This is a genomic window from Paraglaciecola sp. (genome assembly GCF_039943935.1).
Classification (GTDB): domain Bacteria; phylum Pseudomonadota; class Gammaproteobacteria; order Enterobacterales; family Alteromonadaceae; genus Paraglaciecola.
In genome coordinates this window covers 24,034-39,072 of record NZ_JBDUZQ010000013.1, presented here as the reverse complement: position 1 = coordinate 39,072, position 15,039 = coordinate 24,034, and the positions used below count along the sequence as shown (strand labels likewise).

At 35.5% G+C, this 15,039-nt stretch carries 11 protein-coding genes; 7 read left to right on the top strand and 4 right to left on the bottom strand.

The genetic code is table 11. The annotated features are described in order from the left end of the window. The first annotated feature begins 24 nt into the window (after positions 1 to 24). From ABJD71_RS07585 to ABJD71_RS07565, 5 genes are all read left to right on the top strand, one after another. Entirely contained in the window at positions 25 to 1,509 is a 1,485-nt protein-coding gene (locus tag ABJD71_RS07585) for a lipopolysaccharide biosynthesis protein (RefSeq protein ID WP_348166932.1), read from the top strand. Next, a complete protein-coding gene (locus tag ABJD71_RS07580; RefSeq protein ID WP_348166929.1) occupies positions 1,506 to 2,489 on the top strand; it encodes a polysaccharide pyruvyl transferase family protein in 984 nt (327 codons plus the stop codon). The genes ABJD71_RS07585 and ABJD71_RS07580 overlap by 4 nt, the downstream gene beginning before the upstream one ends. 113 nt (positions 2,490 to 2,602) lie before the next feature. Beyond that, positions 2,603 to 3,583: a polysaccharide pyruvyl transferase family protein gene (locus ABJD71_RS07575; RefSeq protein WP_348166926.1), complete on the top strand. Its 981-nt coding sequence runs from the start codon at positions 2,603 to 2,605 to the stop codon at positions 3,581 to 3,583. Positions 3,584 to 3,594: 11 nt separating this feature from the next. After that, positions 3,595 to 4,767, top strand: a complete 1,173-nt coding sequence (locus ABJD71_RS07570; RefSeq protein ID WP_348166923.1) for a hypothetical protein — start codon at positions 3,595 to 3,597, stop codon at positions 4,765 to 4,767. An 86-nt stretch (positions 4,768 to 4,853) separates the two neighbouring features. After that, the gene (locus tag ABJD71_RS07565; RefSeq protein ID WP_348166920.1) at positions 4,854 to 5,738 is read left to right on the top strand and encodes a glycosyltransferase; all 885 of its coding nucleotides are present in this window, start codon (positions 4,854 to 4,856) and stop codon (positions 5,736 to 5,738) included. Between the two features lie 92 nt (positions 5,739 to 5,830). Here the strand turns inward: ABJD71_RS07565 and ABJD71_RS07560 are convergent, their stop codons facing one another. Beyond that, on the bottom strand, positions 5,831 to 6,820 hold the full coding sequence (locus ABJD71_RS07560; protein ID WP_348166917.1) for an acyltransferase family protein: 990 nt from the start codon (positions 6,818 to 6,820) through the stop codon (positions 5,831 to 5,833). After that, a complete protein-coding gene (locus ABJD71_RS07555; protein ID WP_348166915.1) occupies positions 6,810 to 8,477 on the bottom strand; it encodes an AMP-binding protein in 1,668 nt (555 codons plus the stop codon). Before ABJD71_RS07555 ends, ABJD71_RS07560 begins: the two co-directional genes overlap by 11 nt. A 576-nt stretch (positions 8,478 to 9,053) precedes the next feature. Here ABJD71_RS07555 and ABJD71_RS07550 point away from each other — a divergent pair. Further along, the gene (locus ABJD71_RS07550) at positions 9,054 to 9,872 is read left to right on the top strand and encodes a sulfotransferase (RefSeq protein ID WP_348166912.1); all 819 of its coding nucleotides are present in this window, start codon (positions 9,054 to 9,056) and stop codon (positions 9,870 to 9,872) included. On the opposite strand, the gene ABJD71_RS07545 is transcribed toward ABJD71_RS07550, so the two are convergent. Both ABJD71_RS07545 and ABJD71_RS07540 read right to left on the bottom strand, forming a co-directional pair. Continuing rightward, positions 9,850 to 10,698 (bottom strand): hypothetical protein, encoded by an 849-nt coding sequence (locus ABJD71_RS07545; protein ID WP_348166909.1) that lies wholly within the window; start codon positions 10,696 to 10,698, stop codon positions 9,850 to 9,852. The two genes, ABJD71_RS07550 and ABJD71_RS07545, sit on opposite strands and share 23 nt — an antisense overlap. 63 nt (positions 10,699 to 10,761) lie before the next feature. Beyond that, positions 10,762 to 12,078: an O-antigen ligase family protein gene (locus ABJD71_RS07540; protein WP_348166906.1), complete on the bottom strand. Its 1,317-nt coding sequence runs from the start codon at positions 12,076 to 12,078 to the stop codon at positions 10,762 to 10,764. A 655-nt stretch (positions 12,079 to 12,733) separates the two neighbouring features. Between ABJD71_RS07540 and ABJD71_RS07535 the strand changes: the two genes are divergently transcribed. Then, positions 12,734 to 15,001: a hypothetical protein gene (locus tag ABJD71_RS07535; RefSeq protein ID WP_348166903.1), complete on the top strand. Its 2,268-nt coding sequence runs from the start codon at positions 12,734 to 12,736 to the stop codon at positions 14,999 to 15,001. Positions 15,002 to 15,039 lie beyond the last annotated feature (38 nt).

Sequence of the window (15,039 nt, the reverse complement as noted above, 5' to 3'; positions counted from 1 at the left end):
TGATTAGATTATTTAAGGATTTCAGTGCCTAAATCACTCGTACCTCAAGTATTTAAAGCGTCCAGCTGGCTCATGTTCACTCGGGTTGTCATTACTGTTTTGAGCATGGCTAGCATTTTTATATTGGCAAGATTATTGACGCCAGAAGACTTTGGATTAGTTGCCATTGCTAGTGTGGTGGCCACCTTATTGCAATCAATGGTGCAGATTCCGGTAAGTCAGGCACTAATTGCCATAAAGACCCCCACTAAAGCACATTTCGATACTGCATTTACCATAAATATTATCCGAACCACATTAATTTGCTTAGTGTTACTTGTGTCAGCAATACCCATTGCTAATTTTTACAATGAACCTAAGGTTACACAAATACTGATTGTTTTCTCAGTAGCTGCTTTTGCTGATGGCTTTATCAACCCAAAGTTTGTGATTTTTGAGAAGTCCCTGAATTTTTCCTACATCTTTTTTACGAGTGTTTTATCAAAATTACTGGCCACAGGAGCCTCTTTAACTATTGCATATTACACTCAGTCTTATTGGGCACTAGTGATTGGTAGTGTTATTACCCAATTTCTCAATGTTATTTTTACCTATTACTTCTTACCTTACCTTCCAAGGTTTTCTTTGAAAAAAAATAAAGAAATTTTATCTTTTTCAGTTTGGGTTTCATTAAGCCATATTATTAACAATATTAATTGGAAGCTTGATCAACTATTGATTGGTAAATTCTTTGGTACGGTAACTCTAGGTGTTTATAATATTGGCAATGAGTTAGCAAGTATGCCAACGCGAGAAACGACAACACCTTTAAATAGAGCGCTGTTCCCAGCATTTTCTCAACTCATCCATAAACCAGAGCGTTTTATCAAAGCTTACCTAACCAGCATTTCCATTTTCTACTCAATTCTATTACCCATAGGGTTTGGTCTGGTGATAGTAGCAGAGCCAATGGTACTTTTGGCCCTAGGTGAGAAATGGCAAGGGGCAATTCTCGTCATTGAAATATTGGCGGGTATTTATGCTGTAGCGTGTATTACTTCAGTAACCAAAGCCATAGCAATGGCTACGGGCAAGACTAAAATTATATTTAAACGGGATGTATTATTCTTTATTGTCAAAGTCGTGCTAAGTTTAAGTGGCCTTTATTTATACGGTTTTTTGGGACTTTTATACTCCAAATTAGTTAATTTAATATTTCTACTAATATACAACTTTTTCTTGGTACGCTACTTACTTAATGTAGGCATAGTTCAGCAATTAACGGTGTTATGTCGCCCTATTTTAAGCGTCTGTTTTATGTATTTCACTATGCTGTTATTAAAGAATCAGTTTACCTTTGAGAGCACCACATTAGGCCTGATAATAGAACTAACCTTACTTTGTATTGGAGGATCACTTTCCTATTGCAGTTGTCATTTTCTAATTTGGATAATACAAGGAAAGCCACAAGGTATAGAGCTAAAACTCAGCGGCGTAATCAAAAAAAAATTGAAAAGAGATAGAATATGATTTTACAAGAAATTATAAGACAACAAGTTTTATCAGCGATACCACCAAACGCAGCGAATATTGTTTTAGTTGATCCACCTGATCACCCTAATGTGGGGGACAGTGCCATATTATACGGTGAAATGACGTTTCTGTCTGTGCACTTTCCAGATGCGAAAATAAACTTCGTTGACTACAAAAGTTATGCAAATGGTCAAAAATATTTATTAGAGCGTGCAGACTGCATTTTATTTCATGGTGGTGGCAATTTTGGGGATTTATGGAAGCGCCATCAAAATACCCGTCTCAAAATAATGCGCGAATTCCCTCAGAAGCCTATGTTGCAATTTCCGCAAAGTATTCACTTTAAAGAGCCTGATAATATAGTCGAAATGGCTGAAGTTATTTCTGTCTGTAGTGATTACACACTTGTTGTCAGAGATAAAAATAGCCTAGCTTTCGCTGAAAAACATTTCTCATGTAAAACTAACTTAAGTCCAGATATGGCATTTTACATGCCTAAGTTAACGCGCTTGAAATCGCACCTAGATACATTTTGCCTACTAAGAGAAGATAAAGAGCTATTAGTAGACAAAACTGAAGCGATAGTTTCGATTCTTGACGAGCTTGCCCTTACTCATAAGCATGAAGACTGGGTTATTGAAGAAGCGCCACTAAAAGCCAAACTGAATGACTTATTATGTTGCTGGTTTAAATTACACCCTAGCATAACGCCAATACTCCAACCTATTTACGAATATATCCGTATCCTTTATATGCGAGATAATGTAAAAAGGGGCGTTAAACTGTTAAGCTCAGGAAAAATAGTTGTAACCGACAGGTTGCATGCCATGATAATGAGTCATTTATTAGGCATCACTAATTACACTTTTGATTCGCTAGGAAGCAAGGTAGCGTCTTTTTATCAGGCTTGGTTAAGTGACGCACCAATTACCCATCTAATTGACGATGTGGAAGACTTAAGAAAAACTCTAAAATAATGCGAATACAAGTGAATTAAAAACATTAAGGCAAAACAGATACGGGTAATGTCTAGCAAGACTTGCGTAAAAGCCCTTTAAGGAACTCATAGAATGTTAATTGGAAATGCAATATGTTTTTAAAAAACATCATTAAACAGACATTAATGCCATGCGTACCTGAGAACATTTTAAGTATTGTATTAGTTGATCCGCCAGATTATCCAAACATAGGTGATAGTGCAATTTTCCTGGGACAATTGAATTTTCTAAACATTCATTTTCCACAAGCTAAAGTACACTTTATTGACCATAGAAGTTACGCTAAAGGGCAAAAATATCTTTTAGAACAAGCTGATTGTATATTTTTTCAAGGTGGAGGAAATTTTGGTGATCTTTGGAAACGTCACCAAAAACTTCGACTTGCTATAATGAATGAATTTTCACATAAAAGGTTAATACAATTTCCACAAAGTATTCACTTTGAAACCCAAGACTCAATCAAAGAAACGGCAGATGCTATAGCAAAATGTGCTCACTATTCATTGTTTGTAAGAGATAAAAAAAGTTTGGAGTTTGCGCGACATAACTTCAGTTGTACAACTGAGTTAATACCCGATATGGCTTTCTATTTACCAACGATAGTGCGTCTGCCAGCAAAGTCTGATGTGTTCTGCTTACTTCGTGAAGACAAAGAACTTTTAGTGAATAAAACTGAGGCAATTAACCAATTATTAAAAGCCAAGGCGCTAACCTACTCTTATTCTGATTGGGTTGTCGAAAAAGCCCCATTACAGAGCAAACTAAACCTTTGGTTATGCTATTTAATCAAACGCTACCCTAGCCAAACCAAGTTAATACAACCATTTTATGAAAAACTACGCCTACATTATGCTCACACCAATCTCACCCGAGGAATAGCATTGCTTAGTCAAGGTGAACAAGTAGTAACCGACCGTCTGCATGCTTTTATAATGAGTACCCTGCTCGGTATAAAAAATTGCACCTTTGATTCTTTAGGAGGGAAGATTTCAAACTTTCATCATACCTGGATGACAGAGTCCGATTTAACTTTCCTACTTAACGAAGTTGATGACTTAAAAGATCACCTATAATGGAACAGAGTATGTCTAACAACGTTAAGAGTTCTCAGCTCTATGTTTCATCAAGCTTACTGCCTGATGGAGCTGGTTTTGTTGTGAACATTCAGAACAAATCTGCCCCCAAAGAAATATATTTTAAAAGTAAACACCCATTAGTTATGTCTGCAGAAGTGGAAGCTACGATTACATTACTACCAGCCATGCAACAAGGAATACCCAAAGTATTTTTAGAAGCAGAATTGGATACATACTTTAAAGCTGGTCAGTACACCGTTCAAAATATTTACAAAAGCTGGCATGAAAACTTTGCTCAAGTAGACTTTGAGCACAACCAGGCTACCTCTCTCCCTGTATTTAATTCCTCTGAAACTAAGGTTAACCCTCATAACTTTAAAAGACACGGCATGTTTTTCTCTGGTGGAATGGACTCGTTTTACAGTTTTCTAAAGCATCAAAACAAAATTACAGATCTGATATTTGTACATGGTTATGACATTAAACTCTCAGATCATGAATTAAGAACAAAAACGTCCGCTCAACTCCACAAGATTGCGGAACAAAATAATGTCAACCTCATTGAAATCGAAACTAATCTACGAGATTACTTAGATAAATATGTGACTTGGGGGGAATTAGGACATGGTGCCGCATTAATAAGCATAGGTCACTTGTTAAGCCACGAGTTTGAATCTATTACCATTCCTTCATCTTATCACTATGGTAACCTGTTTCCTTGGGGCACCCATCCATTACTAGATCCTCAATGGAGCTCCTCTAACTTAAAGTTTATTCATGACGGTTGTGAAGCAAAACGTATAGATAAAGCTAAGCTAATTGCTACAAACAGTTTAGCCCTTGAAAGCCTCAGAGTGTGTTGGCGTAACCCTAACAGTGCATATAATTGTTGCAAGTGTGAGAAATGTATTCGCACAATGATTAATTTAGAAATATATGATGCATTAGAGCACAGTCCAGCGTTTCCCGATAAACTCACTCAAGAAAAAGTTAGAGCGATACCTATTAATAGCCACAGTGCCAGAGAGTTTGTGTTAGAAAACCTAAAAGCACTAGAGCCATTTCCAGAAAAAATACTATTAAGTGAAGCACTAACCTATGCGTTAAATAGAAAACCTCCTAGCCCACCTATACATCATAGAGTTAGAAGATACCTGAGAACCTTACTTGGCAGAGATTAAAATATTTCTCTAGTAATAAGATTCCATTTAAATATTCAGATAAACTAGGTAAGTTAGCATCATAGTATTAAAAGAGTAGGCAATAAATGAAATTGGTTGGCATCATCCCCACCTTAAATAGGCACAATGATATTCGTCGCCTTTTCGACTCAATAGCCCAAATAACGCCTTCAACCGAAATTAGTTTCAGTATTTTATTAGTAGATAATAGTGGAGATGGAAATCTCAAAAACTTGGTCGATACGATTGAATGCCCTTTTGAATTATTTTATATAAATCAAAAGAAAAAAGGGCTGAGTAACGCCAGAAATGCGGCCATAGATGCAATTGAAGTTAACACTGATTATATTTGCACAATTGACGATGATCTGGTTTTACCAGAGAGCTTTTTAATTAATCTACTCACAAGTATTCAACAATATCCAAATGCTGGGATGATTGGTGGCCGAGTTGAGTTATTTAACGATAAAGATTTACCAATAACAATCAAAACAAGTAAACAGCACGAAAAATATACGGGTGGTTTGAATTTATTTGGATTCGTGCATGGTTGCTGTATGTTATTTTCAAAAGATGTCATGGATAAAGTAGGAAAATTTGACACCTACCTTGGCGCAGGAAGTAAATGTGGCTCGGCGGAAGATACAGATTATTATTACCGCATTTGGTTGAGTGGAAAAGATATAATCTATTGTCCTGATTGGTTTGTTTACCATAACCATGGCCGTCGAACAGATGACGCTAGGATTACTTTAAAAAGAAACTACTTAATTGGCCAAGGAGCATTTTTAGTCAAATACTTACTATCTTTTGAGTTTAATGCCATGAAAATGATTTATTGGGATTTATCACATGATGTTAAATCATATTTTAATAAAGGCAATAATAAAGCGCCGACTGATGGGAGTCTCTATAAGTGGAAGAAACGTATATATGGCGGATATAATTATTTAAAAAGGCGAAAAAAGTAAAATTATAGAATTGATATAATCATCCTCTAAATTTAAAACTCCGATATGCCCCTATAATACCTGATGTCATCAAACTTGACTAAACCATTTTGCTAGCTGTTGTTACTCACTTTACTCGAACTTTCTCTAACGGTCTTCAAAGCATTTAAAGTCGCAGTAACTAGTATAAAAAGCACACAGCATAATGATATTGATATAAAGAATTTACACACAGCGACTGTGGCATAACTAAAATGATCTATCATCAAAATTTGAATGAAATACATGATACCGCCGTGTAATAAGAAAATGTAAAACACAGCACTAGCTAAAATTACAATTGGTCGATAAAAAATTGTTGGTACTTGTATTTTTTTAAACAATAAAAGCACTGTCGCGAAGCTAGAGAATATTAAAAATCGATTTATTGAGATTTCTTGGTATAGTTGAAACACAATAAATGCACTAATAACAATCAGTAACCAGCATATACATAATTTTAGTGGTGATTGATTTTCGTCCTCAATACTTGCCCACACAACCCAACCCAAAATAAAATTCCAAGCAATATAGTGAGGTAACTTCCAAAAAAGCTCTGCACTACTTAAATATTGATCTATAAATGGTGGAATCAATATTGAAAAAAATAACATTACAAGACTAAAACCCAAAAGCGATATGCGAGTCCACTTAGCAAAATTGAACACAAATGCGATTAAGGCGATGACTAACATTAGTTGAGTAATCACTTGTACATACCAAACAGGGAAAGCAGCTATTTTTTGAGTATAGAAAAAGTTACTAATTAACAGAATCTCTTTCCAATCAAACTTATTGAAAAGTAAACTATAAAACCCCATTAGTAATAAACTGGGTATCAATAACTTTTTAAGTAACCTTGCAATATCTACAGCTAGTTCAGTGTTATCTTTCTTTAGGGAAAAACGCGCAAAATTTAGGCCAGATATGAGTATCAGGATATTAAGGCCACCTTCTAGATTATGCCAACTAGAGTGATTAAGTACCACTAAACAAATTCCTAACGCTTTCAGGAAATCTGTGACTTCAATTGTGCGAAACGAAGTAAAATAATTAAAACTCATTGCCATACCTAGAATCTTGTAATGATTGAATACTCATGTTGTGCCAGTTGTCAGGTAAATTACCAAGGTATTGCTCAAGTGCACTTGAAACAGCAACGTATGACAAGGAATCACCGGAGAGAGACCTAAACGTACTTAAATCATCGCATGTAGGGTTATTTAGAATAGAGCTGTATATATCTGCAACACTGTCCCAAGGCTTTTCAGCTAATCCTAACAAAATAAGGACTTCTTTTTTAAATTCACCTAAAAATAACCGTGTACTTGATTTTTGCTTAACACCTTCTACAAAAAGCTTTAGAAGATATTTATAGTCAAACTTGTCGTTTGACAACCTAGGTATCGTACTTACCATCTCGATTTGAAAAATCTCAGGGGGCAATGTATAACTTAATGATATTTGATGAGAAATTGATGAGATTAAAGTTTTGTCCTCTGTTTGAATTACAACTAATATTTTCTCGTCATTTCCGGTTACAGCAACGATAGCGTCGGTATTTGATAACTTATTTTGAATATCATCTAAGTTTACTCGTATTCCAAAAGGTTTAACAAAACGAGACACGCGACCAATAATTTTAAACAGCCCATTGCTTTTTCTTAATGCGATATCCCCAGTATGCAAGGCTTCCATATACTCCATTGAAGCGAAATCATTCTGACTAAGTGCGTACCCCATCATTATATTAGGGCCGCGATAAATTAGCTCACCAGCAACTCCTGAGTCCGTAATCTCTTTTTCCTTATCGTCATGTAACGTTAAATTACCGCCATGGATTGCAACACCAATACAATCTGAATGCTCAAACACCTGTTCTGGAGGTAAATAACTAATCCGCGGAGATGCTTCAGTTTGACCGTACATTATAAAAAATAGTTTGTTGGTGAGTTTTAATTGATTAGCAAAATGCAATATTACATTTTGAGATAACTTCCCTCCTGCTTGAGTCACATAACGAGTAGATGGAGCTGATGAGAAATCAAAATTTACCGAAAATAATGCTTGGAAACTATAAGGCACACCAGAAAAACTCGTCACGCTGAATTGTTTGTAAATATTCCAAAAATTTTCATTCGTCACAGACAAACCCGTGAGGACAATTGAAGCCCCTACTCGAAGATGAATATTTACGATTGATAACCCATAAGAATAATGAATAGGCAGTGAGGTAATAGCACGGTCAGTATTGGTGACCTTTAAGTAACGAATGATAGCGTCACTATTCGATATAATATTACTATGCGATATCTTGACTAATTTGGGGGAGCCTGTCGATCCCGATGTGCTCAAGAGTAAACAAAGCTCGTCATGCAATTGAATTGTTTTCGGGTTATAAACTTTAAATTCAGGTGTGTCTGTATGAGTATTAACAATAAAATTAGGCTGGTATGAATAAGCGAGCTCTTCAAGTTGTTGATGATTATCTGCAGCGACTAATAAAACAGGATGCCCCCCTAACATACAGGCGACATAGGCAACAATTGTCGAATAATTGTTTCGAGCGTTAATAAAAACAAGCTTTGACTCTTGCCCTAACTGTTCAGTACATACTATTGCATCAGCATATAATTTCGCATAACTATAATCCTCTCCGCTATCATTGATTACGGCTGTATTATGCCTAAAAGTATAAATATGGCTAAATAATGTCGGCATTGAGCGAATTGCCTCAGTTGTCATTAAGTGTATCAGCTTATTATATTCTAGAGGTTTCTCCTTTTTTTACCATGCCAATCAAAGCACGATAGAAACATACTCGGTTATTTAACCCGATGTACAATAAACATTTAAAATGAAACTTATCCACAAAATGAACACTTCATTATTAACTACAAACTGTTTTGCCAGCTAACCTGATATCTTACAGTTATGTAAGATAAACTAGAACCGACCCGTATCAGCAAATTAAAAGCTTACTTAAAGCGCTTTATAGTCAAGCTATTACAGTATAATTATGTCTACACACTTGGTTCTGATAGATAACAAAGAGACGTGAAAAAATACTAGATCAGCAGTCTATTAAAGAACCTAATCATCAATTGAGAGCCGAACCAGTAACAGAACTATTCTAAACTTTGTTGTAAGTCCCACCATAGCCCTATTACTTGTGATGTATCACTTGAAAAATATCTTAAAAAATCACTCTAATTACGTCATTTAAATATCTATTTGTACTGTTCTTGCCGACGAAGTAGACTAATAAAAAGTGTAATAATGATAGATTTTTGAATTATGAAGAAGAACTCGCCAATTGAAAAACCCCATTTTATTTGTATCGGTTCACAGAGAGCAGGAACAACTTGGCTACATGAATGTTTATCAGAACACCCCGACGTATTCGTACCTGAACAAAAAGAATTACACTTTTTTAATACCCATTATGAAAAAGGTTTGGAGTACTACCAATCTCATTTTTTAGAAGCCGATGAAAACAATAAAAACCTAGTTGTAGGTGAAGTTACCCCAAACTATTATCACGACAAAACTGCATTATTAAGGATAAAAGAGCATTACCCTAACGTGAAAATTATTTTTATTTTACGTGAACCCGTCTCTAGAGCCTTTTCTCACTATCAACTTAGTTCTATGGGGCCTTTTCAAGGTCTGAGTTTCAAGGATGCTTACCAGCAGTTTAATGTGATTAAATATCTAAGCAATCAATCACAACATTTACAAAATGTATTTGAAATTTTTGGTAACAAACATGTATTAGTTAAGTTTTACGACGATATCAGCAAGCAACCTGAGAACTTTGTTTCTAGCGTTTATAAATTTATTGATGTTAACGCTGACTTCGTTCCTGAGAAAATTAATCAGAGAATTAATCGTATAGTGCTGCCTGATTTACAAGACAAACTTAACCGCCTAGGCTTAAGTTTTATCATCGAACTTGTGAAAAAGTCTCCTTTTTCTGAGTTGATAAAGAAAAAATTTCAAGGCAATACAAAAACCAATAACAAAAATGATCTAGCTGAATACAAAAAAGATTTCACACAAGATATCGAGAACCTGGAAAGCTTGTTAGACGTCAACCTTGAACATTGGAAGTAACCCGCATATTCCATCTCATTAAAAATAGTCCAAATACAACGAGTAAAATAGGGAAAGGCCACTTCAACGCGTAAGCTAATTTTTCAAAGTAATATTTATTAGTAATAAAGTGTTCAACTCCACTCCATTTTTGATAAGAGTTACCATAAATGCGCTGCAATACTCTTACATCAGAAGCTTTATATCCTGCTTGTGTATAAAAATCTCCTATTAGGGCAGGCTTTTGGTTTATTTCACTGAGAGTATAAGGCAATACAACGCCATAATCAGGATCCAACACTATTTCACTATTGTCACTGGTTTGAGCCATGACTACAACATGACCAGGAAATGAAATTATTTTATTTTTTATATTAGACTGAGTAAGTAATTGGGACATAACCATAGATGCATCACCACAGATACCTACTCCTCTTCTAATACTTCGCTCATAATCAGCATAGTGATATTTTTGATACTCAGGAATGTTAGAGAACTTACCCATGAAATAAAGAAAATAATTTTCCCATATAGGGATGAGTTGATGAAACCTATCTGTATCTTCTTCTGCATGCCAGTTAATATGCAAAAGGCTTTCCGATATGAGTTTTGTTAGCCTTAATAAGTAATCATCTGACTGCTCTTTATCCCCTTTAGGTAATGTTTCCATTGCTTCTTCAAATGTTATCAGCTTCTCATTATCAAACCTTGTATCTGTCTTGTGGACAAACTCGCTTCGGATATTTTTAGTTAAGCCAATAAAATTAATTGTCAGCAAAGTTGCTCCAACAATAATGAGGGAGACGCTAATAAACCTATACGTTAGATACATACTTTTATTCTTCATTACAACAACTACACCTTTAACACCGAAAACCGTTATTTATCGACACCAATGCTTACTCACAACCTAATCAGGATTCACATTTTTTGTTTCTTGAGGTTTTAAAATATACACATTGTACACACACGCTGTGTACAAAATAATCCAATATAAAACTTCTGCTCTTAACCTATTTAGAAATGTCATTGTTACAATAAAGGTAATAAGAGCACACTGTATCGCAAGTATTTTAAAATACGCATCAACATTCCCAACACCCTTTAATTTTTTCTTAGCTGCCTGTGTCGTTTTATAAGCCCCCCATAACATCATCATAAATGCGATTATTCCAGGGTAACCAATTTCGCTCAATGTTTCGAACCAAGTGGAATGAACAGAACGATGTTTACTGCCCCCAGTATTGATATTTTCGGGAATATATACTGGTGCGTAGTAATTAAAACCAGCTCGACCTGCGCCAAAGGGATAATCTTTAGACATTTCAATAGCGGCTACCCAATAAGCAGTTCGAGTAGCACCCGATTCTTTTTCTTCGTCTACTTCTGTTTCGACCATTAATGTTTGCATTCGTTTGATAAATCCATCATCAATAATAACTGTTGAACCGGCTAGGCCTAAAATAACGATAGCAATCACGGTAAGTTTCTGATTTTTTCTCTGAAAAGAGGAGAAATACATACTCCAAATAAATACACTAAGCCCTACTGACACACCAAGGAAAGCGCCTCTACTATTTATTAGTATTAGCGCATTCGCTACAAACACTCCGATAATCGCAAATAGGGCTTTTATTTTCACGTTAGAGTTAACCCAGAAATAATAAAGACACAAAACCACCGCGGGGGCTAATGCAGCAGAAACACCATTGGAATCTGGGGCATCAACCATTCCCACGCCTTCAACCCGGCTGCCTGAATTGCGACCAAACTGAAATACATAAAATGATAGATAAAACGCTCCATACAGATAGCCATAGATTAAATAATCTAACTTTTTCTCAGTGTCACAAAGAATGTACCCCAATGAAACTATTACTGCTAAGGTGACGAAAGCCTCTACTGCAATTGAATGTGGTACAGGCAACACCGCGTAGACTGAAGCGCCAACATATAACAATACAACTATATATAACCAACGTAACTGAGGGACTTTCAACGGGTTATTTTCAATTATTTTAGAAAAATTCATCATTACGATTAATATCAATAAAAGAACGATATAGAAAGAATAACTAAGATCTGGAATACTTTTCCCCCACCACTTTGTGGCAGGATTAAAAAAATAAACGCCTTGATACAATACAAAAATAAACACGGCAGACTTTCGGAAAGCTAGAGCAATGCATGCTATGAACGTTCCATAAAACATTAAAACACTAATCATTTTGTAATCATCTTACTTTTGTGAACTTAAACACTTTGCATTGTCTAAAAATTAATTTTAAATACTTCTGAGTGATGTCAATATTCGATAACTCAACTAAAAATGGCTTTCATTCATAATAAATTGACAACATGAACTTCGCTGCTACTGTCATAAACCTCATGATAAATCATAGCAGTGTAACTTAAAGTTTCATTATATTATTCGATACTAAAGTCTCGATACCCCATGAGAAGGTAATAACCTAAATAGACTTAACACCACAATTTAAAATATAAGATTCTGTTTAATTCATTCAATATGACTCAAAATAAACAATTATCTTACCCTTCCATTCACTCTACTCCAAAATGTCAGTCATTATGCCAACTTTCGAGTATGCATAGACCTAAAAGTCGCTAAGCTTATAAAACGACTTTCATCTCATAGCTCGACAATATGTATATACAATATACGCCCTTTAAATAAACTCATCCGAATTGCCACTGGGAACACTAGCAACAAAGAACGGTATTAAAATAACTTTTTCGCTGTCTGGCATAATGTCCTTATGCAATAATGCGATCAATGATAGATTGTGCAGGCTAGAGTTGGAAGAACGCGCATATTGTCGTTTAATCAGTATTGAAATTTATTTAAAAAAGAAGGAATAAGTTTGACTATCAGTGCTCCTACTTCGATATCTACCAGCATGAAAATCTGTGTTATTACACCCAGTATCCTTCTTGCAGCTTTGTCATTGTGCGCCCTATGGTATTTTCCCATTGCTCAACTATCTCTACTAATTGCAATCATACTTTATGTGGGTTTATTATTTTACAAGCCACTGAGCTGGATAATTGTTCTACCGTTAATTACAGTTGGTTTAAGCTTATCTCCGTGGAGCGGTAGGTTTATCTTTAACGAACACGACATGTTCGTGTTGATTACCGTTGCAGTAGGACTATTGAATACACTTAGATCACCAAACATGGGACAAACATATAATATGTTAATCCCTTTTATTGTTACTGCTTTTTGTTTGATATCCATCACCCATGTCCCACTTGCTACGTTGTTTGGCCCCACAACTCAAAACTTTTATTTTTCAGAGGCTTACCCCTTATCCGTGACAAAAGGTATAGCCTATGGGTTAAGCCTTTGTTGGATACTAATAAAGCAATGCCAACAAGATAGAAAATTAGTTGTGTCCTATCTGATTTTTGCCGCAGTATTAACCTCTATATTGCTTTTTATTATTGCACTGTGGGAAAGAAAGACTTTTGGAGTATTGCTTGATAACACCCCTTGGATGAAAGTGGCTCATTCATTTCTAAATTTTTCTGGTGCCTATCGCATGACAGGAGTCATGGCTGATATGCATACAGGAGGCGAGAGTTTAGATGGTATATTCTTACTACTTGCCCCGCTTAATTTATTAGGCGTTTATGTGTATAAGTCTCATAAGGCCAAAGTGTTCGCTCTAGTTGGACTACTTAGTATTCTATATTGTGTTTTGGTAGGTTTCACTCGCGCAACATATGTAGCCACTACAATTGGTCTACTAGCTTTTGCCACTATGCATTTTGCTTGGGAATTAAAAGCAAAAAAAAATCAAATGAACTCATTCCCTGTTTTCAAGTTATGCACTTATGGAATTTATATCATCAGTGTTTGGTTTGCTTATGCACAAACAGGTTATTACGTCATTGGCGCTGCAGCCCTCGGCCTAATTCTAACCATGTTTGTGAATCAATATAGAGCTAAACTAAACCAGGCCTATTGGCCTATAATTTTAATGATAAATATTCTAATTATTTATATATGCATTGATAGCTTTTACGATAGTAAATGGGTAGAAAAAACAAATGATAATATGTTTTTGTTATTTGTTGCCTTAAGCGGCATCATTATCACTATATTTATTGCTAATTATCCCTCATTACAAAAAGGTAAAAGTCCTTTTTACCATCACTTAACCATTATTATAATTTCAGCAATATTGACTGTTGCTATTGGTGGCACACGAATTCAAATGAGAATGGATACCACATCAAGAGATTTAGATACTAGGGTTGCCCATTGGAACACTGTTATTGACTCTTCTCAGTGGTCTTTCAAAGATATAGTTATGGGCAATGGCTTAGGCAGTTTTCCGTCAAATTATGTCACCAATCAACCTGACTTGGTTCGTCGTATTGGAAGCTACACTTTAACAACAAATGGAAAAGAGAACATTCTACTACTTGGCCCAGGCGAAGATTTAGCTTTTGGACAACGACTTGAATTAACACCCAACACTCAATACAGATTGAACATTGAACTCGATTCGCATTCCATTACTACTAAAACTGAATTAGTCGCCTCTTTATGCGAACGAAATTTAATCATCTTCGAATATTGGGCGGTCAACTGCGAAGCTCAGAGAATTAAAATTCCCTCTAGCGAAGATACACTATCAATTTCAACAATCATCAACAGTAAAACAGTTGGCTCCAATATCGGCATTAAGCGCCTACCTACAGTCATGCTACTAAGGTACAAGAAAGGGCCAGCCCCACTAGCGATAAAGAGTATTGAGTTATTAGATAATAGCTTAGATTCAACTGTTACTAATAGTCACTTTTCTAAAGGAACGGATCATTGGTTCTTCTACCATGATTTTGAACATTTACCATGGCACATAAAAAACATATATTTATCCGTATTCTATCAGTTAGGTGCAATAGGTAGTCTACTGTTTGTAATTATGTTAGGAATTGCAACCAAAAAAGTGATTGCTAGCCCCGTAGAGAGCCAACCTTTAAATGGGGCAATCGCAAGTATAATATTAGCTTATCTAGCGTTTGGGATGTTTGGCGACCCACTGGATTCTAGCCGAGTGAGTAGTCTGTTTTTTATGTTATTGTTTTTTCTTGTCAGCAATAAAACGGTCAAGACTTAACATTAACGACTTCAGTCGTTCTTAACCAATCAAAACAA